Here is a 23469-nt window from a genome sequence, read left to right as displayed (position 1 = left end):
GAAATTGGATGAACTCTGAGCGATATCCCGGCCGATATCCTGATCGAGCGCCCCCAACTTCGTCAAACGGCGCGACGAGCAACCCCCGTTTATCGCCCGCCAAACACCTCGCAGCCCCGTCCAAGCCGCTCCAACTCCACAAAAAAACCAACCCGAAACGCTCATATTCGGTCCCCATTTCGCGTCGTCTTGCTAAGGGAAAGGAGCAGAAGCAACTTTGCAGCCACGCCAGCGGCAAATTAATATATGACTCTCAGCCTGTGTCGTCCAAAGCCCACCAATCTAAGCTGGAGAGCAAATATTGAAGCTGACAATGGCCAAAATCATGATTGTAACGGGCATTCTCGCAGTCCTTACTTTCGCGGGCGGCATCTATCTCGTGGCCAACTTCAATATGAGTACCGACTATGCCTCCGAATTTCCGACGGCCACTCAAACGGAGAAGGTTTGCCACGGTCCGAATTGTCGCTATCTCGCGCCCGACATTGCGTTCAGACTGAAAGCGGGGCTTGCGCTGGCCACCGGCAGCGGCGCAGTTCTCGTGTTTCTGCGTATCCTGGGCCGGACATTAAAGAAGTAGCGCTGCTTTGGTGTTTATCTCGCAAGGTGAATTGCATCTCACACGGGAGGAGGGGACATGACCGATCACATCCAGCACATTGTCTTCTCGATGTCGGCGGGCGGGAGTCTCGTTGCCGCTCTCGAACTTGCGGGAAAATCCGACAGCGTCCTCAAATTGCCTGACGACCTGTCCTATGGGCCGATTGTCGACCTACAGCCCGACACCCGCCGGCAATTTATCGAAGATGTTCTGGGCTGCGCGTGCCACGACGACCTTTCCGACCTGACCCGATCCTTTTGGCAGCAAGCCCTCGCTACCTCCCGCGACCGCATTGTCTGGCTTTCGCGCCGCTCGGCCATGGAATATGGCGGCTTCCTGGAATGGCTCACCCGAAACGGACAAGCGCCGTTCCGCCTTGTCGATTTGACCGACGTAAAGATACCCGACCCGAACGCCCCAGCCACCTTGGTTCCAGTCGGGTGAACCGCCCGTGTGCCGGCGGCGGATATCTACAAAAACGCCCTCTGGTCGCTGGCCAAAGCGCCCGATCCCGCCGACCTGGCGTCTTGGGCCGCCCTGTGGTCCAAACTGCGCGCTGAAAATGCCCCCTTACGCATCCTCACGGATGACGGCCTGGTGTCCGCGCCCCTGAATCACTTTGACGCCGACCTCCTGAGCCATGTCGGCTCGGAATGGACCCGCGCCAACCGGGTTGTCGGCGAGACTTTGGCCGCGTTGCAATCCCAGCAGGTCGGCGGCGGCGCGGTGTCCCAATGCAGTGACCTGGTCTTGTTCGCCCGTCTCAGGGCCCTCGTGGAACAAGGCGCCCTGGACTCACAGGGCGACATCTATAGCCCGCAACTCAAAGTCCGCCGTCTTTTCCAAGTATAATAGTACCGCTTTAAAAGTGCTCTCATTCCATTCGGAGTGCGGGTTTTGGCCAAATATGGCCATGACTACTCCGAATCCCGCGCAGGCCTTATAAAACCTGCGTTTCAGGGACGCGGCAGCGGTCCGCTTATCTGCGTAATCTGTCGATCAAAACCTTAAAAAAGGCGGCCGTCAAATCAACCGAAGACGTAAACCTTGGTCGGCAGCAGGCTGACCGCTTCGCCGATCTTGAGCGAGCTGGCTTCGGAATCGTGGGCGTGCTGGGTCTCATAAACCTGGCCGTCGTCGCCGCGCAGTTCCAGGCGCAGATTGGCGCCGGCCGGCAGGATCGACAGGACACTGGCCTTGAAACCCGGGCCGCCGCGGGCGATCTGGGTGTCGAACGGCCGGAAACGCGCCGTGACCTGACCGTCGGAAGCGCCGGCCGCGACCGCCGGAACGCTGAAGCCGTCAAACACCACCGTCTTGCCGGAAAGCGTGCCGGAGACTTGGTTTGCGGTGCCCAGGAAGTCGAAAACAAAGGCCGTTTTCGGCTCGCGATAAAGCTCCAGCGGCTCACCGATCTGCTCGATGCGGCCCTGTTTCAACACCACCACCCGGTCGGCCAGATCCAGCGCCTCTTCCTGGTCGTGGGTCACGAAAACCGTGGTGACGCCGGTTTCATTATGGATGCGGCGCAGCCAGCGGCGCAGGTCCTTGCGCACCAAGGCATCCAGCGCGCCGAAGGGCTCATCCAGCAGCAGCAGACGCGGCGAAATGGCCAGCGCCCGGGCCAGGGCCACGCGTTGCCGCTGACCGCCCGAAAGCTGGCTGGGGAAGCGTTTGCCGAAGTCCTCCATCTGGATCAGCTTGAGCAGGCTCTCGACCTTGGCCTTGATCTCGGACCGCGACGGGCGCTCGGCCGCCGGCCGCACCGTCAGGCCAAAAGCGATGTTCTGCGCCACGGTCATATGGCGGAACAAGGCATAGGATTGGAAGACCATGCCGATCCGGCGATCGCGGGCGTTGAGCTTGAGGAAGTCGGCGCCGTCGAAGGAAATGGCGCCGGAATCGGGTGTATCCAACCCGGCCAGCAGGCGCAAAAGCGTCGTCTTGCCGGAACCCGACGGGCCAAGCAGGGCAAGGAATTCGCCCTTTTTCGCTTCGAACGACACGCTGTCCAGCGCGGCGAACTTGTCGAATTTCTTGGTAATATTGGAAACACTGAGAGACATGACGACCGCCGGATTAATGTCTGCGATTGGCGGCGAGCTCACCGGAGAAGCGCCATTCAAGCAGGGATTTCAGGACAAGGGTGATGATGGCCAGGCCGGCCAAAAGTGAGGCACAGGCAAAGGCGCCGACGGTGTCGTAACCGTCATAGAGGGTCTGGATATGCAGGGGCAAGGTGTTGGTGACGCCGCGGATATGGCCGGACACGACCGACACGGCGCCGAACTCACCCATGGCCCGCGCGGTGCACAGCAACACGCCATACAGCAATGCCCATTTGATATTGGGCAGGGTGACGCGGAAGAAGACGTCCCAGCCCCGGGCGCCCAGGGTCACGGCGGCGACTTCCTCGTCCGTACCCTGGTCGGTCATCAACGGGATCAGCTCGCGGGCGACGAAGGGCAGGGTGACCAAAACGGTCGCCAACACCAGGCCGGGCAAGGCAAAGACGATATGGATGTCGTTCTCGCGCAGCCACGAACCGAACCAGCCCTGGCTGCCAAACAGCAGGATCCACACCAGGCCGGAAATGACCGGCGAGATGGTGAAGGGCAGGTCGAGCAGGGTCAGCAGCAAACCCTTGCCCTTGAATTCAAAGCGCGTGATGCACCACGCCGCCGCGATCCCGAACAGGGCGTTCAGCGGTACGGCTATGCCGGCGACGGTCAGTGTCAGCAGGACAGCGCTGATGGCGTCCGGCTGTTTCAGGGCCGTCAGGTAGGGACCGATGCCGCCCTTCAGGGCCTCATAAAGAACGCTGACCAGGGGCAGGAAGATGATGACGCCCATCCATACCACGGCGGTTACGCTGAGGCCGACGGCGCGGACGGTGTTCGGGGCTTCGGCCGGACGCGCTCTCATTGCGACACTCCCGATTGGCCGCGGCGTTGCAGCCACAGCTGGAGGGCGTTGATAAGGATGAGGACGGCAAACGACAGGAGCAGCATGGCCAGGGCGACGCTAGCCGCGCCGGCATAGTCGAACTCTTCCAGCTTGATAACGATCAACAGCGGCGAGATTTCCGAGATATAGGGCATATTGCCGGCGATGAAAATGACGCTGCCATACTCACCGACGGCGCGGGCAAAGGCCAGCGAGAAGCCGGTCACCAGGGCCGGCGCCAGGGACGGGAGGATGACGCGGATCGCTGTTTGCAAAGGCGTGGCGCCAAGCGTCAATGCGGCTTCCTCGACCTCGGCATCGAATTCGGCCAGGACCGGCTGAACGCTGCGCACGACAAACGGCAGGCCGACAAAGACCAGGGCGACGAAAATACCCCAGGGCGTATAGGCGATCTTGATGCCGAAGTCGTTGAACAGGTGGCCGATCCAGCCATTGGGGGCATACAGCGCCGACAGGGCGACGCCAGCGACGGCGGTCGGCAGGGCGAACGGCAAATCGACAAAGGCATCGAGGATTTTGACGCCCGGGAATTTATAACGCGTCAAAACCCAGGCGACGATCAGGCCGACGACCAGGTTCAACGCCGCCGCCAGGGCCGCCATGCCGAAGGAAAGGCGCAAGGAAAGCAGGACCCGCTTATCGGTGATGACGTCGACAAAGCCTTGCCAGCCATGCTCCCACGGCCGGACGATCAGGGCGGCCAGCGGGATCAGCACGATCAACGAGATGTAGGTGACGGTAAGGACCAGGGACGACTTGAACCCCGGCAGGACGCGCGTATGCAGCGTCGTCTTCGGCGGTTTGAAGCCTTCTGGTGCCGCCGCCAAAGGGGCCTCCGCATGTGCGGTGGGAGTACTGGAGGTCATAAATGGCCTATGGACGATGGGAAGGTGGACGCCGGACACGCTGGATCGATAATCAACTAATCCAGTGTAGTTTAGCCTATAGCTCAGGAGTTCGCCGTCGTCATATCAGAAATCTTGTGACATGGCATTAGAACGCCTGATGTGGCGGGGTGACAATGCCGTGACAGGGGCGTGACCGCCGGTGGGACAGAGCCTACCTCAAGTGCGGTGTGACGCGGGCTTTCAGGATGGCAATGAGTTCCGGCTGCATGAATTCGTAATCGTCCGGAATGTTGAGGCAGACGATCTTGATGCCTTTGAGATAGGCCGAGAAGCGCGCTTTCAGCCGGCGCAGGTGGGCCTTTTCCATGACGAAGACGATGGAGACGCCGTCAAGATGCTCCGGCGTCAGGAGGTCGTCGGCGTCGGGCGCCAGCCCGGCCGAAGCGGTCTCGATGTCCGGCCAGTCGGCAAAGACCTGCTCAGCCGTCGGGCTGCGCAGGCGATTGCGGGAACAAACGAACAGGACGGACTTCAAACCCGGCGCCGTTGGGAATGGGCCGGGTTCACAGGTTCAGCAAGGCCGGGTCGCCACCCTGGGCCGTGATATTGACGCTGACGGCGCGTTCGGAGGCGAAGCGCGTCAGCGAGTACGGACCGCCCGCCTTGGGACCGGTGCCCGACAGGCCTTCGCCGCCGAAGGGCTGCACACCGACAACGGCGCCGACGACCGTGCGGTTGACATAGACATTGCCGGCGGGAACCGCGTCCATGATCTGTTGCGCAAAGGCTTCGAGACGCGAATGGACGCCCAGGGTCAGACCATATTTGCGATCGGCCAAGGCCTTCGCCATGACCTCCGGCTTTTGCGAATCGTAACGCACAACGTGCAGGATCGGGCCGAAAACCTCGCGCTCCAGTTCCTCGGGCGATTGCAGTTCCGCCAGGGTCGGAGCGAAGAAGTGACCGTCCAAACCGGTAGGCAAGGGCGTCTGGTGCAGGATCTTGCCCTGGCCCTTGAGCTTGTCGAAATGGGCCTGCAGAAGCCCTTGCGCGTCGGCATCGATGACCGGACCGGTGTCGGTCTCGAACGAGGCCGGGTCACCGACGACCAATTGGTCCATGGCGCCTTTGAGGGTTTCGATATAGCTGTCGGCGACGTCATTGGGCAGGAACAGCAAGCGCAGCGCCGAGCAGCGTTGGCCGGCCGAACCGAAGGCCGATTGAATGACGTCATCGACCACCTGTTCCTTCAACGCCGTGGTGTCGACGAACATGCCGTTCAATCCGCCGGTCTCGGCGATGAAGGGCACGATCGGCCCATCCTTGGCCGCCAGGGTCATATTGATGGCGCGGGCGGTGTCGGTGCCGCCGGTAAAGGCGACGCCGGCAATGCCGGGATGAGCGACCAGGGCGGCGCCGATCGTGGTGCCGAGGCCGGGCAGGAGGGCCAGCAGGTCGGGCTTCAAACCGGCGCCGTAGAACAGCTTGACGGCCTTATAGGCGATCAGTGGCGTCTGCTCGGCCGGCTTGGCCAACACGGCATTGCCGGCGGCCAGCGCTGCAGCAATCTGACCGGTGAAGATGGCCAGCGGGAAGTTCCACGGCGAGATGCAGACAAAGACGCCGCGGCCGTGCAGTTCGTGCGAATTGCGTTCGCCGACCGGGCCATTCAGCGGCTTGGCGCCGCTAAATTGCTCGCGGGCCAGCTTGGCGTAATAGCGGCAGAAGTCCGCCGCTTCGCGAACTTCGGCAATAGCGTCGGCCCAGGTCTTGCCGGCTTCGCGGCACAGGACGGCGCACAGCTTGTCGTGCTTGGCTTCCAAGGCATCGGCCATGGCCTCGAGGACCGGCGCGCGGCCCGCACCACCCAACGCATTCCATGCCGGTTGCGCTGCGGCGGCCTTGTCGAAGGCTTCGGCGATCATGGAGGGATCAGCGTCGTGGACCTCGCCGACGACCTGGGCCAGGTGCGCCGGAGCAACGACCCGCTCGCCCATCGTGCCGGGATGTGGCTTGGCCGAGATCAGCGCGCTGGCTTCCTTGGGGTCGGTGTCGATGGCGCGCACGGCGGCCGTCAGCCGGTCGCGCACCGCGGCGATCGAAACGTCGGCGCCCATGGAATTCAGGCGGTCGCCATACATGTCACGCGGCAAAGGCAGCTTGGCGTGGCGGTCAGGGTGGGCGCGGACCTTTTCCACGGGATCGGAAATGACGTCCTTGGGCTGGATATTGTCGTCTAACAGCGCGTTAACGAAGGACGAGTTGGCGCCGTTCTCCAGCAGCCGCCGGACCAAATAGGGCAGGAGGTCTTCATGGCCTCCGACCGGCGCATAGGCGCGCAACGGGAAGGCTTCGAACTGCTCTTCGGCCTGGGCATAGAGTTGTTCGCCCATGCCATGGAGGCGCTGGAATTCGACCGTGACGCCGGCGGCATTGGCCATGCGGCGGACGGCGGCCAGCGAATGGGCATTGTGGGTGGCGAACTGTGAATAGATGTGCGGCGCCGCGTCGATCAGGGCCTTTGCGCAGACCAGGTAGCTCAGGTCGGTCGCGGCTTTCGTGGTGTGGACAGGGTAATCATCCCGGCCATAGACCTGGGCGCGCTTGATTTCGGTGTCCCAATAGGCGCCCTTGACCAGGCGCACCATCAGCCGGCGGCCGCTCTTTTCGGCCAGGGTGCGCAGGGCCGCGATAACCTCGGGGCAGCGCTTTTGATAGGCCTGGACGGCGAGGCCGAGCCCCTGCCATTCACCCAGTTCCGGCTCGTGCGCCAGCTTGTCGAGGATCTTCAGCGACAGAGCCAGGCGATCTGTTTCCTCGGCATCCAGGGTGAAGTTGATATCGGCGCGCGCGGCCAGGATGGCCAGCGACTTCAGGCGCGGATACAGCGCCATCATGACGTCATCGAGCTTGGCGGCTTCATAACGCGAATAAAGCGCCGACAGCTTGACCGAAATGCCGTGGTCGGCGGTCGGGCCCTTTTTGACGACCTTGGCCAGAGCTGCGATGGCGTCGGCATAGGACTTGGTATAACGCTCGGCGTCGCCTTCGGTGCGCGCGCCTTCGCCCAGCATGTCGAAGGAGCACAGATAGCCTTCCTTTTTCGAGCGTTTCAGCGCGTCTTCCATGGTGCGGCCAAGGACAAATTGCTCGCCCATGATGCGGATCGCCTGGGCGACGGCCTGGCGGATGACGGGTTCGCCAAGGCGCGCCGTCAGGCCGGTCAAATAGCCGCGCAGGTCCTTCTTGGCGTGTTCGTCGACATCGATAATCTTGCCGGTCAGCATCAGGCCCCAGGTCGAGGCGTTGACGAACCAGTTGTCCGATTGACCAAGATGCGAGGCCCAGTCGGCCGGGGCAATTTTCTCGGCAATAAGCTGATCGCGGGTGGCTTCGTCCGGTGTGCGCAACAGGGCCTCGGCCAGGCACATCAAGGCCAGACCTTCGCGGGTGCCCAATGAAAACTCTTTCAGGAAACTTTCGACCACGCCCTGCCTTTGCGCCGCCTTGCGCGTGGCGCGCACCAGGGATTCTGCTTCGGCCCGCACCACGGCGCGCGTCTCGTCACTTAAGGGGTTCGCCGCCAGGAGCTGGGCACAGATCGCCTTGTCGGAGATATATTTGTGGTTGTCGAGGCTGTCCCAGTCGAAGACGTACGACTTCATGGCGGCGGAATCTGGCATGGATTATCACTCCTGTTTTGTCTCAGGTGATACAACCGCCCAAGGGGAAAAGCTAGCGCCGCCCGGGACATATTTCCGTGTGGCTGAGCCATGAGCTGCCGGCTGTTGAAATAAAGGTTTTGTCCGCAGATTAACGCAGATTTTAAGCGGTGATTTTTCAGAGCTCTAACGTCGAAAATGAGACCGTGAAAAATCACCGCTTAAAATCTGCGTTAATCTGCGGACGTTTTTTCTAAAATAGCCTTGGCCACCCATACGGCGGTCGAAAAACAGGCCTGGAGCAGGTAGCCACCGGTGGGAGCTTCCCAGTCCAGCATTTCGCCGACGGCATAAGTCCCAGGTAAGGCTTTCAGTTCGAAATCGGCGGTCAGCGAGCTCTGCATGATTCCGCCCGCCGTTGAGATGGCGCGGTCGAGGCCTTGGGCGTTGGTCAGGCGCACCGTCACCTGTTTGATGTCGGCGGATTTGGTCTCATGAACCAGGGCAATGGCCGCCGGCGTCAGGTTCAGGCTCTTGCGCAGGCGATTGCTCAAACTGTCCTTTGGTGACGCGCGGCCGAGTTTCGAAATGACCTGGCCGGCATTGAGATCGGGCCGGAGATCGATGATCAGGTCGGCATGGCCGGTCCTGTTTATGGCGTCGCGCAAGGCGGCGCTGACAGCATAGACAGCGCCCCCTTCCAGGCCGGTTTGGGTCAGCATGAGCTCGCCGGGAACCGTCTTGCCGGCGAAGGTGACGGCTATGTTTTTTAGCGGCGTACCGGCAAAGCGCGCGGCGAAATCTTGCGTCCATACCGCCGTAAAACCGACATTGGCCGGTTGCAGCGGCGCAATCTCAACACCCTTGTCGCTCAAAATGGGTGCCCAGCCGCCGTCTCCACCCAGGCGCGGCCACGAAGCGCCGCCGAGCGCCAGGACGGTCGTGCCGGGTGTGACCAGGATCTTGCTTCCATTGTCGAAAACCAGGTCGTCGCCTTGCCAGCCCAGCCAGTCGTGGCGCAGGTGGAAGGTGACGCCCTGGCGTTCCAACCGCTGCAACCAGGCGCGCAACAAGGGAGACGCCTTCATGGCCTTGGGAAAAACGCGGCCGCTGGAGCCGACAAAGGTACCGGCCCCCAGGCCGTCGGCCCAGGCGCGCAGGGCGGACGGCGGAAAGGCCTCAAGCGCCGGGCGCAGCCAAATCGCACGTTTGTTGTAACGCGACAAGAAGCGCTCGAACGGTTCGGAATGGGTGAGGTTCAACCCGCCGCGGCCGGCCATGAGGAACTTGCGCGCCACCGACGGCATGCGGTCATAGACGGTGACTCTATGGCCGGCCTGACTCAGGATCTCGGCGGCCATCAGGCCGGCCGGACCGGCGCCGATAATGATAACGGGTGGGCTTTGCGACATGGCGCCTCATAGCCGCTAAAATCATTGCCCGCTATGAAAATTCGTACTAACCCAGCTGTCCACGAGAGGTTCACATGGTCGCCAGAATTCACGATATCGGCCGCGAAACGCGCATTCTCGTCGTCGACGACTTCATGGACGAGGCCCATCTTTTGCGCGCCCAGGCCATGGCCATGGCGCCGTTCGAGCCGGAGGCCGAAACCTATTACCCCGGTCTGCGACGCATCATCACCGATAGCGACAGCGCTACCCGGCAACATGTCTATGAGGCGATGACCGCCCTGGCGCCCCTGATGCAAAAGGCTTTCGGCCTGAGCCAATTGACGGCGACCGAGGCGACATTTTGCCTGGTAACCAAACGGCCGGAAGACTTGGCCATGGTCCAGCATGTTCCACACATCGACAGGCTCGACCCCAAGTTCTTCGCCTTTCTGCATTTCCTCAGTCCGAAGCCCCAGGGCGGGACCAGTTTTTACCGCCACCGCGCTACGGGTTATGAACGTATCGATGAAAGCCGCGTGGCGGGCTACGAGTTGGCGCGGGCGCGTGAGTTGGCGGCGCTTGGCCCGCCGCCCGTGGGCTTTATCAGCGAGTCGACCGACCTGTTCGAGCGCACCGGTTTTTTCGAGGGCCTGTATAACCGCCTGCTGATCTATCAGGGCTCGATTCTGCACTCGGGCTTTATCCCGCCGGACTTTGCCTATGCCGACGACCCCGAGACAGGACGGCTAACCTTCAATATCTTCGTACAGGCCGAATGAGACGCTTACGATCCGGATTAACCTAGGCATTACATCCTTACGCGGCTTGGATCATCATGACGGCCTTGGAGTTCATCTGAGGTAAAATAAGGACAGCCATCATGAAACGCATCATCACACTTACCTTTTTGGCCGCTCTTCTGGCCACCACTGCCTGCCACACCATCCAGGGCGCCGGCAAGGACGTCACGGCCGTCGGCAAGGGCATGGAAAGCGCCGCCAGCAACTAAGCCAGCGGACTAAAATCTGAATACGGGCCGGAGCGAAAATCGCCACGGCCCGTTTTCGTGTCTCCATTGCCAGGCCTGAGGAACTTGCATAAATTGGCCATAATCCCGACTCATAGTAGGGGTGTCCATCTGAGGAGATCCCCCATGAAGCGCCTTGTCATCATTTCCGTACTGGCCCTGATGCCGCTGTTGTCGGCCTGCCACACCATCCAGGGTGTGGGCCAGGACATCACTGCGGTCGGCAGAGGCATGCAAGACGCCACGAACTAAATGCAACGCCGGGCGTTTTTGGCCGGGCTGGGTTTAGCTGCGCTCGGCGGCTGTTCGAAACCGTTGACGGCCTTGGCCGGCGGGACGGTTACCGAACCGACGACCGGCAAGGCCGCGCAGTTGCTGGATGCCGCTCATCAGCAAACCCGGCATTTTGTGACCTATGACAGCGGTTACACCAAGCTCGGCTATCCCGGCGGCGACGTCTCGCCCGACAAGGGCGTTTGTTCCGACGTCTTGATTCGCGCCTATCGCACGCTCGGCATCGACTTGCAAAAGCTGGTGCACGAGGACATGCAGGCGCATTTCGACCTCTACCCCAAGAGCTGGGGACTGAAAGCGCCGGACAGCAGTATTGATCACCGTCGCGTGCCCAATTTGATGGTGTTTTTCTCGCGCTTCGGCAGCGTTCTGCCGTTGACGCAAGACCCGGGAGATTATCAACCGGGCGACATCCTGGCGACCAAACCTTTCGGCACCCATATCGCCTTGGTCAGTGACCAGAAGCCGGCCAATTCCGATCGTTTGTGGGTAATCGAAAACATCGGCGGTGGCGTCCAGCAGAACGACCACCTGCTCAGCTATCCCTTGCTTGGGCATTACCGGTTCGGCCTGTCATGACTTTCCGGCGGTTCGCGACATGGCTGGGGGAAAAGCTGTTCGAACTGAACCTCGCCGTTTTCGTGTTGCTGATCGTCAAGTTCTGCCTGCCGCTGACGCCGCAAAGCTTCGACAGTTTTCCTGCCTTTGCCAATGGCGTAAGTGAGACTTGGCGTGCCAGCCTGGACGACGCAGCCTATGTCACGCGGACCTTCATGGACGGTTCCTACGGGCTCTATGCGCTGAAAACCTATGCGGCGGCGGCCTATGTCATTGTCTTCTACGGCTACGTATCCAGCCTCTATATCTTCACCTCGCTGCTGGCCTGCCTGCTATCGCATCGGCACTATGTTCTCTCCGCCTTGGTAGCCTATGTCGCCGGCTTCGCTATCTTCTGCCTGCGTTTCGTCCATGCTTACGACTATGAGATGGTTCGTATGGGCGTGGCCCTGTTCGTATTGGGTCTGCTGGTCGTGGCAGAGAGTGCGCGTTTCGGCGCCGGCCTCGATGGGCATTTGCGGCCGCGGAAAATGGCTGTCCAGACCTCAGGGCCGCGCCGCATAGGTTTCGAGCTCAGCCAGTAGCTCCGCCTTGCGCGCCGGCGCGGCGAAGGACCCATTGATACTGTTGCGCGCCAGGGTCAGGCAGTTGCCGCGATCGATCAGGCCCATCCGCGTCAGGGCCTTGAAATTATCGTTCACATAGCCGCCGAAATAGGCCGGATCGTCGGAATTGATGGTGGCGTGCAGGCCGTAACCCAGCATCAGCGGGATCGGATGGTCGCGCAGGTCGGAAACGACGCACAGCTTGTGATTCGATAATGGGCAGACCGTCAGGGTCAGGCCTTCCTTGACGATGCGTTCGACCAGCAACGGATCTTCGAGCGAGCGGTTGCCATGGTCGATGCGGTCGATATGCAGCAGGTCGAGGGCCTCGTAAACATATTCGGGCGGGCCTTCCTCGCCGGCATGGGCGCAGAGCTTCAGACCGAGGTCGTGGGCCTTTTGGAACACCTGTTGGAACTTCGACGGCGGGAAGCCTACCTCGGACGAATCTAGACCGACACCGACCAGGCGATCCAGGTACGGTTCGGCCATGGCCAAGCTTTCCAGGGCCGCCTCCTCGGAGAGATGGCGGAGGAAACTGTGAATCAGGCAGACCGACAGACCCAGGCTTTGCGCGTCACGGGCTGCACGGCTCAAACCCTCGATGACCATGCTATAAGGGATGCCGCGGTCGGTATGGGTCTGCGGGTCGAAGAAAATCTCGGTATGACGGACGTTATCGGCGGCCGCACGGCGAAAATAGGCCATGGCCAGGTCGTAGAAGTCGGCTTCCGTCTGCAGGACATTGGCGCCCTGGTAATAGATGTCGAGGAAGTCCTGAAGATTGCCAAAAGCATAGGCGGCTCGGACATCTTCGATCGTCGCGAAAGGCAGGGCGATGCTATTTCTTTGCGCCAGTTCGAACATCAGTTCGGGCTCGAGCGAGCCTTCAATATGCAGATGCAGTTCGGCCTTGGGCAGACCGTCGACGAACGTATCCAGCGAAGCGATAGCGATGGTATCGGGCATAAAAAATGGCTCCTGTGCGGAGCCATTTTCACGCCAATCCTTGTGCTTTTACAAGCGGAAAAGGTTATTCCGCCGCGATCTTCTTGCTGGGTTTCTCCAGATCGCGCAGGTCGAGGCCGCGCGTCTCGGTGCCGAACTTGATGAACAGGCCGAGCGTCAGCAGGATCGGCACGATGATCATGCCGGCGGCGACGCCGAGCGGCGGCACCAAGGCGGTGATGCTGAGGGTTTGGGCCAGGACTCCGCCGGCTTTAGTGCAGGCCGCCACCCAGCCTGTGGCGCGACCGCGAATCTTGAGCGGATAGCTTTCGGACGCATAGGGCAGGAGGATGGCCAGGATGCCGTTACTGCCAATGATCAACAAGGCGATCGGCCATACCGGGCTGCCGCCGACGGTTTCCAGTGCCAGAACCCAACCGAGGCCTACAAGGGTAATGGCTATCATGGTGGTGAAGGCCCACTTGGTGCTCCACTGGCTGTAGATCCAGGTACAGACGAAAACGGTCGGGAAGGCAATCAGCGCCGACTGCGCCAGCAGCTTGCTGGACAGGGCCATGGAATAGCCCTTGCTGACAAGGTCGTTGGGCATCCACAGCAGAAGGCCGAAATTGATCAGGCCCCAGGCCAGGGCCGCAATCGTCAGGGCGGCGGTCTTGCCGATCAGGCCGGGCGTCCACAATTTCGGTTCCGTGCCGTCATGCTTGGCATGATGGTGCGCGAACGTGTCGTCGGTATCCTCTTCGTTGGCCTCCAACTTGTGGCTGACCGTGCCGAAGCGCGCCATGATCTTGTGCGCCTCATCGTCGCGGCCGCGCGACAACAGGAACTTAGCCGATTCGGGAATCAGGCCGCCCATCAGAACCAGGATCAGGCCGGTCGGCATGTTGATCAGCCACATGATGCGCCACGAGAACTCCGGGACGAGAAGATAGGAGAAGCCTGAGGCGGCGAAATAGCCGCCGACGGCGCCCAAACCACCGACCAGGACCAGGGCCCAGCCGCGGTGACGCGACGGCATGGTTTCGGCCAGCAGAGCGTAAGTGACGGGCAGCATGCCGCCGGCGCCGGCGCCCATCAGGAAGCACATGATCTCGTTCCACAACAGGGACGGCATGGCGCCGCAGATCGAGGTGCCGACGAAGACCACGGCCGACAGCAGGATCGATGCCTTGCGGCCATAGATGTCGGCGATAATGCCCCACAGGATCGAACCGGTCACGGTGCCGACCAGGGCGAAGAAGGGGACGCCCGACGCCTGGGCCTTGGTGACGCCGTATTCCTTTATCAGGCCCGGCATGACGAAGCCGAGGCTGGCCGGCTTCATGACATCGATGATCAGGGCGATGACCAGGACGACCATCAGCATGATGTGGGCGGGTCCGAGCTTAGCGTCTTCCGGGGCGACGACGGAGATGCGCGCGCCCGACTTGACCTGTTGGCCTACGCCTTTCGGTAACAGGCCATAGCCTGCTACGCCGATGCCGGCGACGATCAGGAACATACCGAACAGCATGTCATTGCCCATCGGCATGCCGGCGAGCTTAAAGCCCATATCCTTGCCCATCATGAACATGGGCAGGTGCAGCAGCACGCCGGCGGAGACCATGATACAGCCAAGCGCGAAAGCCCACACGCCCTGCCTGCCGAGAAAAACCTTGGAATTCATACTCTGTGCCCCTGAGCGCGGAGGAAATATCGCGCGTTTATATATCTTTATCTCATGGCATAACTGCATTTTCAAAAAAATAAAGCTTTTAATTTCATAGACTTCCGCCAGATAGTGTGCGAATGGCTCTCAAATAAATGTTGCTACGTTGGTAACGTCCTGCGCTTTCAACCGCTTCGCGACCGCCTCGGCGACGAAATCGGCGACACGGCGGATGCGGGCATTGCTGCGCACCTCTTCGTGCATAACTAGCCAGACGGGCAGGGCGGGCAGCGTCATGCCGATGTCGAGCTTTTCCAGTTCCGGCCGGCCGCGGGCCAGCAGGTCCTGGGCGAAGCCGATTCCGGCGCCGGCCAGCAGGAGATGCCAGCACACCATCTGGTCGTCACAGCGGACAGGGAATTGGTGACGTGTGACGGGGAAACCGAGGGCCGCATAGCCGCGAATAATGTCGTCGGCACGGTCGAAACCGATAACGTCATGGTCGAGAATGTCACGCAAGGTTTGCGGCCGGCCGCGATGGGCGAGATAGTCCCTGGAAGCATAGACTCCGAGAGGTGTGTCGCCGAGCTTACGGGCGATCAGCGCGTTCTGAGTCGGGTCGAACATACGCAGCGCGATATCGGCGTCGCGGCGCAGCAGGTTCTGCGAGGCGTCGGACGCGACCAGTTCGACCTGGATGGCGGGTTCGGCCCGGCGCAAATCGGCAATGATCGGCGGCAGGATGAGGTTGCTGACCACGACGGACGCCGTGATGCGCACTGTGCCGGACAGGGTTTCGGCCTTGCCCGTGGCTTTGAGCGCCAGGGCTTCGGCGGCATGGCCCATGGCGCGTGCGTCGTCCATGAGGCTCAAGGCCGCTTCGGTCGGCTCCAGCCCCTTGACCGAGCGGCGGAACAGCGGCACGCCGAGCGCCGTTTCCAGTTCCTTGATATGCCGGCTGAGCGTCGGCTGGGTGGTGCCGAGGCGTGTGGCCGCAGCCGACAATGACCCCGTGTCGGCGGTAGCCAGGAAAGAGCGCAGCAAGGTCCAGTCGAGCATGGTTGTCTCCAGCTATTCATAAATGCATATTATATTGCGAAATTTACGCAATAAACATACAAATTTAAAGGGTGCATATACGGATCGTCACCACAAGGAGATGATTATGAACGGATATGTCACTGGCGGGCCGAAGAGCCTGCTGCGCTTCGAAGGTTTGGCGGTCCTGGCCACCAGCGTCTTCGCCTATTCACATTTTGCCATGGATGGATTGGGCGGTTGGGGTGGTTTCGCCCTGCTGTTCCTGACGCCCGACCTCAGCATGCTGGGCTATCTCGGCGGCCGCAAGATCGGCGCCGCTGCCTATAATGCCGGCCATAGCTATGTTCTGCCGCTGGGCCTGCTGGTTTTCGGCCTGGCCACGGCAACGCCGGCTGCTGTCAGCCTGGCCTTGATCTGGATCGCCCATATCGGTTTCGACCGCTTGCTGGGCTATGGGCTGAAATACAGCGAGGGCTTCGGCTTCACCCACCTTGGCCGCGCCGGCAAGGCCAAGGTCGGTAAGACTCAGGAGATCGCCGCATGAAAACCGTCCTTATTCTCGGTCCCAATGGCAGTGTCGGCAAGGCCGCCGCCAAGGCATTCCTCGCCGCCGGTTGGCGTGTCCTGGGGCTCGTCCGTGCCGGCAAGACTGCTGGCGAGGGGATCGTCACGATCACCGCCGATCTGTTCGACGCGAAGTCGGGCGCCTATGCCGCCGGCCATGTCGATGTGGTTTTCAACGGCCTCAACGCGCCCTATCCGGTATGGCCGACCGAGGCCTTGCCACTCTATACGGCAGCGGCCGATATCGCCGAAGCCTTGGGCGCTCGCCATATCTATCCAGGCAGCGTCTATAATTTCGGCGCCAACATGCCGGCTATACTGACGCCGCAAACGCCGTTTGCCCCGACGACTGTCAAGGGCCGCATCCGCGTCGCGGTCGAGGCCATGCTGCAAGAACGCGCCGAGGCCGGACGATTGAAAACGATCGTCATCCGCGCCGGTGATTTCTTCGGCGCCAAGGCGAAGACAAGCTGGATGAACGCCCTGGTCGCCAAGGATCTGGCCAAGGGCAAGCTGGTCACACCGGGCAAGTACGACACGATCCACGCCTGGGCCTTTTTACCGGACCTGGCCGCGACGATCGTCAGATTGGCGGAAATCGAAAGCACATTGGGAGACTACGAAGTCTTTCACTTCGAAAATCACAATGTCTCGGCGCGACAGTTGGCGCAGGCGACAGGAGCGAAACTCAGCCACATGCCGCGGTTCGTCTTCTCGCTGATCGCCATCTTCGATCCGTTCATGAAGGCGGCTTTGGAGATGTTGTACCTATGGGATGTGCCGCACGCCTTGCGCGACGAACGGCTGAGGCAGGTAATCGGCGATGTGCCGAAATCGCCTCTCGATGTCGCGCTTAAGACTTTGATATAAAAAGAAAGGCGGGGCCGAAACCCCGCCTTTTGTGATTAGGCCGCTTCGGCCGCTTCGGCGACCGGGGCAAGGGCGACGTCGAGTGTACGACCATCGCTTTCCCACAGCTTGCCGATATTGACCGCAACCGGATCCGGGAAGATGTAGGTGTCGCCGCGAGCAATGCCGGCGACGATGACCTCGGCGGCCGATTCCGGCGTCGCCTTCTCCATCGGAATTTCCTTGGCCATGTCGGTGTCGATCGGGCCGGGATAGACGCCCAGCACTTTAATGCCCGACGGGGCCAGGGTGGAGCGCAGGCTTTGGGTCAGGGATTGCAGCGCGGCTTTCGAGGCCGAATAGCCCGGCAGGCCCGGCGCGGCGGTCAGGCCGACGACGCTGACGACATTGACGATCGTGCCCGACTTGCGCGCCGTAAAGGCCGGCGTGAAGGCGCGGATGACATTGAGCGTGCCGAAATAGTTGGTGGTAAAGTCGGCATTGACCTTGTCGGCATCGGCATCGAACAGGTCGACGAAGGCGGCTGTGCCGGCGTTGTTGAGCAGGATATCGACATCATTGGCCGTCTTGGCGGCGGCGGCGATTGAGGTGGCGTCGGTGATATCGAGCGCCAGCGGCACGACGCGGCTGTCGTTAAAGTCGGGCAGGGACGACGGCTTACGGGCGCCGGCGTAGATTTTCTTGACGTCGGTCTTCAGCAGTTCGCGGACGGTGGCAAGGCCGATACCGCGGTTGGCGCCAGAAACGAGGACGGTTTGGTTCGAATAGGACATTGGGGAGGCTCCTTAAAAAACAAGCCGTCGTGGTGGGCGGCAAACGATGTAAACAGATCGGTTTACATCGCTGTAGGTAAACAGATCGGTTTACTTTGTCAAGCGGTTGTGCTAGAAATTTTTCGACCAAGCAATTTAGAAAAAGTGCCTCCCACTTTTTCGTTGAAAATTGCGGCAAGCTTAAACGGACCAGACCATGGACGACATCACCCGGACATCGACCAAGCGGCAGGAGATTATCGACGCCGCCTACCGCTGTTTTTACGACGGCGGATTCCACGCCACCGGCATCGATACCGTCATGGCCGATACCGGCATTTCCAAGCGCACCCTCTATAAGTACTTCCCGTCCAAGGAAGACCTGATCGAGGCTGTGCTCGATAAATATGGCGACGACGTCGAAGGCGCCCTGTTCTGCCCGGCCCTGGCGCGCAGCGACGATCCGCGCGAACAGATCAAGGCGATTTTCGATGTCCGGCGCGAGATGATGGACAGCTTCGCTTGCCAGGGCTGCCTGGCGCAAAAGGCGGCCCAGGAATATATGGGCAAGCATGCCGGCATCGAGGCGCGCGGCAAGATTTCCGGCTATCTCGTCGAAAACCACCTCAAGGCCTTGTGCGAAAAAGCCGGCATGAAAGATCCCGGCGGCACCGCGCTGCAGATCAACATGTTATTGCAAGGCGCGGTTGCGCTGTCGCAGATGCGGCGGGAAACGACCGCCTTCGACGCAGCCAAGCAGACGCTGGCGCTGTTGCTGGCTTAAAACTGACAAGCCGCCGGCAGCGAGTCATCCGTCCATTTGGCCACCGGGATGGTCACCGGCGCCCCATTGACCGCCTTGTCGTTCGATGTGCCTTTGCCGGTCAAAAGGTTGATGTCGCAATTGCCGCCGGCGGTCGGGTCCAACGTATCGACGGCGCCATAGGTGACCCCCGCTACGACAAACTGATCCTTGCGCCAGGCCAGGGTCAGCACCTGGTCCCACCGGTCGCGTCCCACCGCGCCGTTTTCGGAATGGACCTGAAGTCCGCCCTGCGGTGACAACTGCAGGTCCGCCAAAGTGCCTGCCATAGAGCCTGAAAAAACAAGGCCTGGCGCATAGGCCGCCAACTTCAGGCCATTGTCACCGTCCGACAAGTAGACAAACAGGTCCGCGGCGGCGTCACCATTATCGACCAATATGGCACGATCCATCGTGCCGTCGTCATTCCAGTCGGCCACCGCCGCGCTCAGAACGTTTTCCGGCGCAATCGTACTCGGCGCCGTCTGGGCCATGACAGGGCCGGCGATGAAAGCGGCCAGCGCGAGAACGGCGATTTTCATGATCATCTCCTTTGATGACGTCAGGCTAGGCTTCCCGCAGCCGGTTTGTAAACACCGGCCACAAAAAATGATCGTTACGGTAACGCCCTGCGCGCGATCTGCCTTCCCAAGACTCCTCCATGAGCCTAAGGTTACTCAGGAGCGGCCATGGCGTTTCAGGATGTAAATATCGGCGACTCAAGTCTGGGCAAGGCGGTCAAACGTCCCGTCCTGCGGGGTGTTGCCCTGCTGCGCCGCCATATCCAGGGCAGCGAGCTGTGGTTCATCGTCCTGGCGGCCGGGGTCGGCCTGATCGCCGGCGTGTTGTCGGCCTTGCTCAGCCACGTCGCCCACACCATGCAGTCGATATTGTTCGGCTTTTCGCCGGACCTGCGGTTGTCGGCCTTGCCCGACATCCAGCCCTGGCATCTGTTGGCCCTGCCGTTCGGTGGCGCGGTCCTGGGCTTGGTGCGTTTCCTGTTTCCGCGCCGCACGCGCGCCCCGATCGACGTCATCGAGGCCAATGCCCTTTACGGCGGCCGCATCCCCTTGCGCGACAGCTTGATCGTGTCGCTGCAAACCCTGATCTCTAATGGCTTCGGCGCCTCAGTCGGCTTGGAGGCCGCCTATGCCCAGATGGGCGGCGGCATCGCCTCGAAGATCGGCCAATGGCTGGATCTCAAGCGCTCATCCCTACGCACCCTGGTCGGAGCCGGCGCCGGTTCGGCGATCGGGGCGGCGTTCGGCGCGCCCCTCGCCGGCAGCTTCTATGCCTTCGAGATCGTGCTCGGCGGCTATACCGCCAATGCCCTGGCCCCTGTCGCGGCGGCGTCGCTGATGGCCGTGGTCGCCGCCAACCTGATGCACGCCGAGCCCTTCGTTATCGCCAGCACGATTGGGCGCGACATCGCCATCAGCGGTTATATGCTCTACGCCCTGCTGGGGGTCATCTGCGCCGGCGTCGGCATAGTCATCATCCGCATGGTGTCGACGGTCGAGGCTCTGGTGCGCCATCTGCCGTTGGGCGATATCTGGCGGCCCCTGGTCGGCGGGCTGTTCCTGATGCCGGTGGCGTGGGCGGCGCCCCAGGCCCTGTCGTCCGGCCACGGCGCCATGCAGCTCTATCTCGGCGAACAGGCCCTGATCGTCACGCTCCTCGGCGTGTTTTGCCTGAAACTGATCGCTTCGGTCCTGTCGCTGTCCTTCGGTTTCCGCGGCGGGCTGTTCTTCGCCTCGCTGTTTCTCGGCTCCCTGCTGGGCGCCGCCTTTGCCCAGATCGTCAACCACATCTGGCCGGCCGCCAATCTCGACACGGTCAATGCCGCCCTGGTCGGTATGGCGGCTTTGGCTGTCGCCGTCGTGGGCGGCCCCATGACCATGTCGCTGATGGTCCTGGAAGTCACCCACGACTTCGCCCTGACCGCCGCGGTGGTGACGGCGGCCCTGTGCTCCAGCGCCATTATCCGCGACCGTTTCGGCTATTCGTTTTCGACCTGGCGCCTGCATTTGCGCGGCGAAGCCATCCGCACGGCGCGCGATATCGGCTGGGTGAGGGCCCTGACGGCCGCGACGCTGATGCGCAAGAACCATACGACGATGAAGGACGCGCAAAATATCTCCGAACTCCGTGAACAGGTGCCGCTCGGCTCGACCTCGCGCGTCCTGCTGACCGATGCCAAGGGGGAATATCGTGGCATCATCCCGACGGCCGAGGCCTATATCGAGACCGTCGTGCCTGAGACACCCCTTAGCCAACTGGCCAAGCAGACCGAGGTCTATGTCCGCCCCGATATGGACATTATCGCGATCCAACGCATGTTCGAGCAGTTCGCCGTCGACGACCTGGCCGTGGTCGACGAGCATCACCAGTTGCTGGGCCTGCTGACCGAACGCTATGTCAGCCGGCGTTACGCCGAAGAACTGGAGCGGTCGCAACGCGAGTTCTTCGGCGAGGTTTGACCCTGCGGCAAGCCCGGGTTAGGCTGCTCTCAAAATAAGGGAAAGCCGCCATGAAACTGCGTCACACACTGTATGGAGTTGCGGTCACAGCCATCCTGGCCGGCTTCTCTGCCGCCGCCACGGCCGACGACCGCCCGCCGGTGCCGGTGCGCGATCCGCACACCCCGGGCTATGTCGCGGCGACCGAACTGCCCGACGGCGCCGTGCCGCCCGTCGATGCCGACGGCGATTTCATCCTCGGCCCCAGCCACCTGCCGTCGCCCGACAGTCTGGTGCAGCCGGGTGTACCGCAAGGCACGGTCTATACCTTCACCATGAACTCGGCCGACAGCGTCATCTATCCGGGCATCATGCGCGAACCGGGCACGTTCGGCACACCAGATCCCAATGACCCCGCCAAGCTGATCGTGACCACCAGCCACCCGGCACCCTATACCCGCAAGGTCACGGTCTACGTGCCGAAACAATATGTTCCCGGCACGCCGGCGCCCTTTATCGTCGGCATGGATGGTCCCGATACGATGCTGTTTACCGCGCTTGACAACCTCATCGCCGCCAAGAAGGTGCCGGCGATGATCGCCATCTCGATCGCCAACGGGACCGGCGATGCCCAGGGTAGCCAGCGCGGCCTCGAATACGACACCATGTCCGACCGCTATGCCCGGTTCGTCGAAACCGAGGTCCTGCCCCTGGTCGAAAAGCAGTATGGCGTCACCCTGACCCACGACCCCGACGGTCGCGCCGCCATGGGTGGCAGCTCGGGCGGCTCCTGCGCCCTGATCATGGCGTGGTATCGTCCCGACCTCTATCACCGCGTGCTGAACTATTCCGGCACCTATATCAATCAGCAATGGCCGTCCGATCCGGCGACGCCGCACGGTGCATTCGAATTTCCGGAACACCTGGTGATGAACACACCGGTCAAACCTATCCGCCTGTGGATGGAGGTCGGCGATCGCGATCTCTATAACCCGAACGTCATGCGTGACGGCATGCACGACTGGGCCGACGCCAACGAGAAAATGGCGAAAGCTCTGGCGGCGAAGGGCTATCACTACCAGTTCACCTTTGCACGCAACGCAGGCCACGTCGATCGCAACGTCAAACAACAGACCTTACCGGAAGCCCTGGAATGGCTGTGGCAGGGGTATAAACCGGCGAACTAAGCCGCCGTCAGAGTCAGCGGCGACGGCCGGCGCAAGCCCACCGGCTTCAGCCGCAGCCAATCCTCCCACTGATCCGGATGCAGAATGACCGGTTCGCGCGTATGAACCGCAGTCATGTCCGGCCCGGCGTCGCGGGTCAGGATGGTGAAACTCCAGATCTCGCCCTCGGGCAGACTGGCGCAGTCCCATAGACCGGCGAAACCCAAAGGCTGGTTATCGCCGCGCGTGATGCGCCACTTTTGCCGGGCGTTCTTCGGCCCCGACCATTCGTAAAAGGCTTCCGCCGGCACGATGCAGTGGCGATAGGTCCAGGCGCCGCGGAACACCGGCAGGGTGCCGGCGGTGTCCAGGCGGGCATTGAAGGTCGTCGCCTTCCAGTCCTTGACCGACTTGGCATACCAGTGCGGGATCAGGCCGAAGCGCGCCGGAATGATTTCGACGGCGCCGTTTTCTGGGTTTTGAATGAGGATCGGGGCACCATCCGTTGGGGCGACACGTTTTGCCAGTTGGGAATGCTCATAAAGCCCCGGCTTGATATTAAAACCGAGTAGGATCTGGGTCAGGTAGAGGAGAGCGTCATATTGTCCGCACATGATCAGGCCTTGGCGACGACGTTTTGCAGATAGGGCACCATCTCGGCCTCGAACCACGGATTGCGCCTCAGCCAGATGCCGTTGCGCGGTGACGGATGAACCAGCGGCAGAAACCCGTCCTTGGCATAATCCTGCCATGCCTGCACCGTCTCGCCCAGAGTCTTTTTGCGTTTGTCACCAAGATAGCGCACCTGGGCATAAGCGCCGATCAGCAGGGTAAGTTTGACGTTGGGCAGGCTGGCAAGCACGCGTTCGTGCCATAGCGGCGCGCACTCCGGCCGGGGCGGGTTGTCGCCCCCCTTTCCACGACCGGGGTAGCAGAAACCCATGGGTACGATGGCAAAGCGGCTCTGATCGTAAAAGTCGTCCGCCGTCACACCCATCCATGCCCGCAGTCGCTTGCCCGAAGCGTCGTCCCATGGCACGCCCGACGCATGGACCTTGGTGCCGGGCGCCTGGCCGATGATCAACACCGTCGCGCGCGGGTCGGAAGCACGCACCACCGGCCGCGGCCCCAGCGGCAAGTGCTCGGCGCACACCCGGCAGGCGGCGATATCGTCGATCAGACTCATGGTGACTTTCATGATGGCGGGGTTCGTGCCATAAATAGGCGCGTGGAGGCGAAAAC

The 23469-nt window shown here is 61.6% G+C and carries 26 protein-coding genes; 13 read left to right on the top strand and 13 right to left on the bottom strand.

The genetic code is table 11. From position 1 onward, the window contains the following. Positions 1-313: 313 nt before the first annotated feature. Genes AC1DX3_RS12455 through AC1DX3_RS12445 form a run of 3 tightly spaced genes read left to right on the top strand, consistent with a single transcriptional unit; the run spans position 314 to position 1453 of the window. Entirely contained in the window at positions 314-580 is a 267-nt protein-coding gene (locus AC1DX3_RS12455; protein WP_476989620.1) for a hypothetical protein, read from the top strand. A 57-nt stretch (positions 581-637) separates the two neighbouring features. Continuing rightward, positions 638-1045, top strand: a complete 408-nt coding sequence (locus AC1DX3_RS12450; RefSeq protein ID WP_476989619.1) for a DUF1835 domain-containing protein — start codon at positions 638-640, stop codon at positions 1043-1045. 9 nt (positions 1046-1054) lie between these two features. Continuing rightward, the gene (locus AC1DX3_RS12445; RefSeq protein WP_476989618.1) at positions 1055-1453 is read left to right on the top strand and encodes a DUF3658 domain-containing protein; all 399 of its coding nucleotides are present in this window, start codon (positions 1055-1057) and stop codon (positions 1451-1453) included. Between the two features lie 176 nt (positions 1454-1629). On the opposite strand, the gene AC1DX3_RS12440 is transcribed toward AC1DX3_RS12445, so the two are convergent. The 6 genes from AC1DX3_RS12440 to AC1DX3_RS12415 form a co-directional block, all read right to left on the bottom strand. Then, a complete protein-coding gene (locus AC1DX3_RS12440; RefSeq protein ID WP_476989617.1) occupies positions 1630-2667 on the bottom strand; it encodes a sulfate/molybdate ABC transporter ATP-binding protein in 1038 nt (345 codons plus the stop codon). Between the two features lie 13 nt (positions 2668-2680). Continuing rightward, positions 2681-3526, bottom strand: a complete 846-nt coding sequence (gene cysW / locus AC1DX3_RS12435) for a sulfate ABC transporter permease subunit CysW (RefSeq protein ID WP_476989616.1) — start codon at positions 3524-3526, stop codon at positions 2681-2683. Next, the gene (cysT, locus tag AC1DX3_RS12430; RefSeq protein WP_476989615.1) at positions 3523-4395 is read right to left on the bottom strand and encodes a sulfate ABC transporter permease subunit CysT; all 873 of its coding nucleotides are present in this window, start codon (positions 4393-4395) and stop codon (positions 3523-3525) included. Before cysT ends, cysW begins: the two co-directional genes overlap by 4 nt. 232 nt (positions 4396-4627) lie before the next feature. Next, entirely contained in the window at positions 4628-4951 is a 324-nt protein-coding gene (locus AC1DX3_RS12425; protein ID WP_476989614.1) for a low molecular weight protein tyrosine phosphatase family protein, read from the bottom strand. Between the two features lie 28 nt (positions 4952-4979). Next, on the bottom strand, positions 4980-8099 hold the full coding sequence (gene putA / locus AC1DX3_RS12420; protein ID WP_476989613.1) for a bifunctional proline dehydrogenase/L-glutamate gamma-semialdehyde dehydrogenase PutA: 3120 nt from the start codon (positions 8097-8099) through the stop codon (positions 4980-4982). Positions 8100-8311: 212 nt separating this feature from the next. Then, a complete protein-coding gene (locus AC1DX3_RS12415) occupies positions 8312-9490 on the bottom strand; it encodes a BaiN/RdsA family NAD(P)/FAD-dependent oxidoreductase (protein ID WP_476989612.1) in 1179 nt (392 codons plus the stop codon). 74 nt (positions 9491-9564) lie between these two features. Between AC1DX3_RS12415 and AC1DX3_RS12410 the strand changes: the two genes are divergently transcribed. The 5 genes from AC1DX3_RS12410 to AC1DX3_RS12390 all read left to right on the top strand — a co-directional run bounded on the left by AC1DX3_RS12410 (position 9565) and on the right by AC1DX3_RS12390 (position 11935). After that, positions 9565-10251, top strand: coding sequence for a DUF6445 family protein (locus AC1DX3_RS12410; RefSeq protein WP_476989611.1), 687 nt, complete (start codon positions 9565-9567; stop codon positions 10249-10251). 101 nt (positions 10252-10352) lie between these two features. Then, the gene (locus AC1DX3_RS12405) at positions 10353-10481 is read left to right on the top strand and encodes an entericidin (RefSeq protein ID WP_476989610.1); all 129 of its coding nucleotides are present in this window, start codon (positions 10353-10355) and stop codon (positions 10479-10481) included. A gap of 144 nt (positions 10482-10625) precedes the next feature. After that, on the top strand, positions 10626-10751 hold the full coding sequence (locus tag AC1DX3_RS12400) for an entericidin (RefSeq protein WP_476989609.1): 126 nt from the start codon (positions 10626-10628) through the stop codon (positions 10749-10751). After that, entirely contained in the window at positions 10752-11372 is a 621-nt protein-coding gene (locus AC1DX3_RS12395) for a DUF1287 domain-containing protein (protein ID WP_476989608.1), read from the top strand. It abuts the gene before it with no gap. Then, positions 11369-11935: a hypothetical protein gene (locus tag AC1DX3_RS12390; protein WP_476989607.1), complete on the top strand. Its 567-nt coding sequence runs from the start codon at positions 11369-11371 to the stop codon at positions 11933-11935. Before AC1DX3_RS12395 ends, AC1DX3_RS12390 begins: the two co-directional genes overlap by 4 nt. Here the strand turns inward: AC1DX3_RS12390 and AC1DX3_RS12385 are convergent. The 3 genes from AC1DX3_RS12385 to AC1DX3_RS12375 form a co-directional block, all read right to left on the bottom strand. After that, positions 11897-12925, bottom strand: a complete 1029-nt coding sequence (locus AC1DX3_RS12385; RefSeq protein ID WP_476989606.1) for an adenosine deaminase — start codon at positions 12923-12925, stop codon at positions 11897-11899. The genes AC1DX3_RS12390 and AC1DX3_RS12385 overlap by 39 nt on opposite strands. Before the next feature lie 64 nt (positions 12926-12989). Continuing rightward, entirely contained in the window at positions 12990-14591 is a 1602-nt protein-coding gene (locus AC1DX3_RS12380) for an MFS transporter (protein WP_476989605.1), read from the bottom strand. Between the two features lie 129 nt (positions 14592-14720). Next, positions 14721-15632 (bottom strand): LysR family transcriptional regulator, encoded by a 912-nt coding sequence (locus tag AC1DX3_RS12375; protein ID WP_476989604.1) that lies wholly within the window; start codon positions 15630-15632, stop codon positions 14721-14723. Between the two features lie 106 nt (positions 15633-15738). On the opposite strand from AC1DX3_RS12375, the gene AC1DX3_RS12370 reads away from it, so the two are divergent. Next, on the top strand, positions 15739-16158 hold the full coding sequence (locus AC1DX3_RS12370; RefSeq protein WP_476989603.1) for a DUF4260 domain-containing protein: 420 nt from the start codon (positions 15739-15741) through the stop codon (positions 16156-16158). Further along, positions 16155-17048: an NAD-dependent epimerase/dehydratase family protein gene (locus AC1DX3_RS12365; protein ID WP_476989602.1), complete on the top strand. Its 894-nt coding sequence runs from the start codon at positions 16155-16157 to the stop codon at positions 17046-17048. Before AC1DX3_RS12370 ends, AC1DX3_RS12365 begins: the two co-directional genes overlap by 4 nt. A 35-nt stretch (positions 17049-17083) precedes the next feature. Here the strand turns inward: AC1DX3_RS12365 and AC1DX3_RS12360 are convergent, their stop codons facing one another. Continuing rightward, the gene (locus AC1DX3_RS12360; protein WP_476989601.1) at positions 17084-17821 is read right to left on the bottom strand and encodes an SDR family NAD(P)-dependent oxidoreductase; all 738 of its coding nucleotides are present in this window, start codon (positions 17819-17821) and stop codon (positions 17084-17086) included. Between the two features lie 196 nt (positions 17822-18017). Between AC1DX3_RS12360 and AC1DX3_RS12355 the strand changes: the two genes are divergently transcribed. Further along, positions 18018-18584, top strand: coding sequence for a TetR/AcrR family transcriptional regulator (locus AC1DX3_RS12355; RefSeq protein WP_476989600.1), 567 nt, complete (start codon positions 18018-18020; stop codon positions 18582-18584). Here AC1DX3_RS12355 and AC1DX3_RS12350 read toward each other — a convergent pair. Continuing rightward, positions 18581-19144 carry a hypothetical protein gene (locus tag AC1DX3_RS12350; RefSeq protein WP_476989599.1) on the bottom strand — a complete coding sequence of 188 codons (564 nt, stop codon included), beginning with the start codon at positions 19142-19144 and terminating at the stop codon, positions 18581-18583. The two genes, AC1DX3_RS12355 and AC1DX3_RS12350, sit on opposite strands and share 4 nt — an antisense overlap. Before the next feature lie 147 nt (positions 19145-19291). On the opposite strand from AC1DX3_RS12350, the gene AC1DX3_RS12345 reads away from it, so the two are divergent. Both AC1DX3_RS12345 and AC1DX3_RS12340 read left to right on the top strand, forming a co-directional pair. Next, positions 19292-21082, top strand: coding sequence for a chloride channel protein (locus tag AC1DX3_RS12345; RefSeq protein WP_476989598.1), 1791 nt, complete (start codon positions 19292-19294; stop codon positions 21080-21082). A 50-nt stretch (positions 21083-21132) separates the two neighbouring features. Continuing rightward, a complete protein-coding gene (locus AC1DX3_RS12340; protein WP_476989597.1) occupies positions 21133-22248 on the top strand; it encodes an alpha/beta hydrolase in 1116 nt (371 codons plus the stop codon). On the opposite strand, the gene AC1DX3_RS12335 is transcribed toward AC1DX3_RS12340, so the two are convergent. Further along, positions 22245-22841 carry an SOS response-associated peptidase gene (locus tag AC1DX3_RS12335; protein ID WP_476989596.1) on the bottom strand — a complete coding sequence of 199 codons (597 nt, stop codon included), beginning with the start codon at positions 22839-22841 and terminating at the stop codon, positions 22245-22247. The two genes, AC1DX3_RS12340 and AC1DX3_RS12335, sit on opposite strands and share 4 nt — an antisense overlap. 2 nt (positions 22842-22843) lie before the next feature. Continuing rightward, the gene (locus AC1DX3_RS12330; RefSeq protein ID WP_476989595.1) at positions 22844-23413 is read right to left on the bottom strand and encodes a uracil-DNA glycosylase family protein; all 570 of its coding nucleotides are present in this window, start codon (positions 23411-23413) and stop codon (positions 22844-22846) included. Between the last annotated feature and the right edge of the window lie 56 nt (positions 23414-23469).

It is taken from the genome of Asticcacaulis sp. P2_B1 (assembly GCF_056404915.1).
Note: the sequence above shows the minus strand (reverse complement) of the source record. Positions and strands in the feature narration are given on the sequence as shown.

What these genes read in the sequence shown, in the direction of transcription:
- AC1DX3_RS12455 (WP_476989620.1), top strand. Translation starts at nt 314, where the DNA reads ATGGCCAAAATCATGATTGTAACGGGCATTCTCGCAGTCCTTACTTTC.
- AC1DX3_RS12450 (WP_476989619.1), top strand. Translation starts at nt 638, where the DNA reads ATGACCGATCACATCCAGCACATTGTCTTCTCGATGTCGGCGGGCGGG.
- AC1DX3_RS12440 (WP_476989617.1), bottom strand. Translation starts at nt 2,667, where the DNA reads ATGTCTCTCAGTGTTTCCAATATTACCAAGAAATTCGACAAGTTCGCC.
- cysW (WP_476989616.1), bottom strand. Translation starts at nt 3,526, where the DNA reads ATGAGAGCGCGTCCGGCCGAAGCCCCGAACACCGTCCGCGCCGTCGGC.
- putA (WP_476989613.1), bottom strand. Translation starts at nt 8,099, where the DNA reads ATGCCAGATTCCGCCGCCATGAAGTCGTACGTCTTCGACTGGGACAGC.
- AC1DX3_RS12415 (WP_476989612.1), bottom strand. Translation starts at nt 9,490, where the DNA reads ATGTCGCAAAGCCCACCCGTTATCATTATCGGCGCCGGTCCGGCCGGC.
- AC1DX3_RS12410 (WP_476989611.1), top strand. Translation starts at nt 9,565, where the DNA reads ATGGTCGCCAGAATTCACGATATCGGCCGCGAAACGCGCATTCTCGTC.
- AC1DX3_RS12405 (WP_476989610.1), top strand. Translation starts at nt 10,353, where the DNA reads ATGAAACGCATCATCACACTTACCTTTTTGGCCGCTCTTCTGGCCACC.
- AC1DX3_RS12400 (WP_476989609.1), top strand. Translation starts at nt 10,626, where the DNA reads ATGAAGCGCCTTGTCATCATTTCCGTACTGGCCCTGATGCCGCTGTTG.
- AC1DX3_RS12395 (WP_476989608.1), top strand. Translation starts at nt 10,752, where the DNA reads ATGCAACGCCGGGCGTTTTTGGCCGGGCTGGGTTTAGCTGCGCTCGGC.
- AC1DX3_RS12390 (WP_476989607.1), top strand. Translation starts at nt 11,369, where the DNA reads ATGACTTTCCGGCGGTTCGCGACATGGCTGGGGGAAAAGCTGTTCGAA.
- AC1DX3_RS12385 (WP_476989606.1), bottom strand. Translation starts at nt 12,925, where the DNA reads ATGCCCGATACCATCGCTATCGCTTCGCTGGATACGTTCGTCGACGGT.
- AC1DX3_RS12380 (WP_476989605.1), bottom strand. Translation starts at nt 14,591, where the DNA reads ATGAATTCCAAGGTTTTTCTCGGCAGGCAGGGCGTGTGGGCTTTCGCG.
- AC1DX3_RS12375 (WP_476989604.1), bottom strand. Translation starts at nt 15,632, where the DNA reads ATGCTCGACTGGACCTTGCTGCGCTCTTTCCTGGCTACCGCCGACACG.
- AC1DX3_RS12370 (WP_476989603.1), top strand. Translation starts at nt 15,739, where the DNA reads ATGAACGGATATGTCACTGGCGGGCCGAAGAGCCTGCTGCGCTTCGAA.
- AC1DX3_RS12365 (WP_476989602.1), top strand. Translation starts at nt 16,155, where the DNA reads ATGAAAACCGTCCTTATTCTCGGTCCCAATGGCAGTGTCGGCAAGGCC.
- AC1DX3_RS12360 (WP_476989601.1), bottom strand. Translation starts at nt 17,821, where the DNA reads ATGTCCTATTCGAACCAAACCGTCCTCGTTTCTGGCGCCAACCGCGGT.
- AC1DX3_RS12355 (WP_476989600.1), top strand. Translation starts at nt 18,018, where the DNA reads ATGGACGACATCACCCGGACATCGACCAAGCGGCAGGAGATTATCGAC.
- AC1DX3_RS12350 (WP_476989599.1), bottom strand. Translation starts at nt 19,144, where the DNA reads ATGAAAATCGCCGTTCTCGCGCTGGCCGCTTTCATCGCCGGCCCTGTC.
- AC1DX3_RS12345 (WP_476989598.1), top strand. Translation starts at nt 19,292, where the DNA reads ATGGCGTTTCAGGATGTAAATATCGGCGACTCAAGTCTGGGCAAGGCG.
- AC1DX3_RS12340 (WP_476989597.1), top strand. Translation starts at nt 21,133, where the DNA reads ATGAAACTGCGTCACACACTGTATGGAGTTGCGGTCACAGCCATCCTG.
- AC1DX3_RS12335 (WP_476989596.1), bottom strand. Translation starts at nt 22,841, where the DNA reads ATGTGCGGACAATATGACGCTCTCCTCTACCTGACCCAGATCCTACTC.
- AC1DX3_RS12330 (WP_476989595.1), bottom strand. Translation starts at nt 23,413, where the DNA reads ATGAGTCTGATCGACGATATCGCCGCCTGCCGGGTGTGCGCCGAGCAC.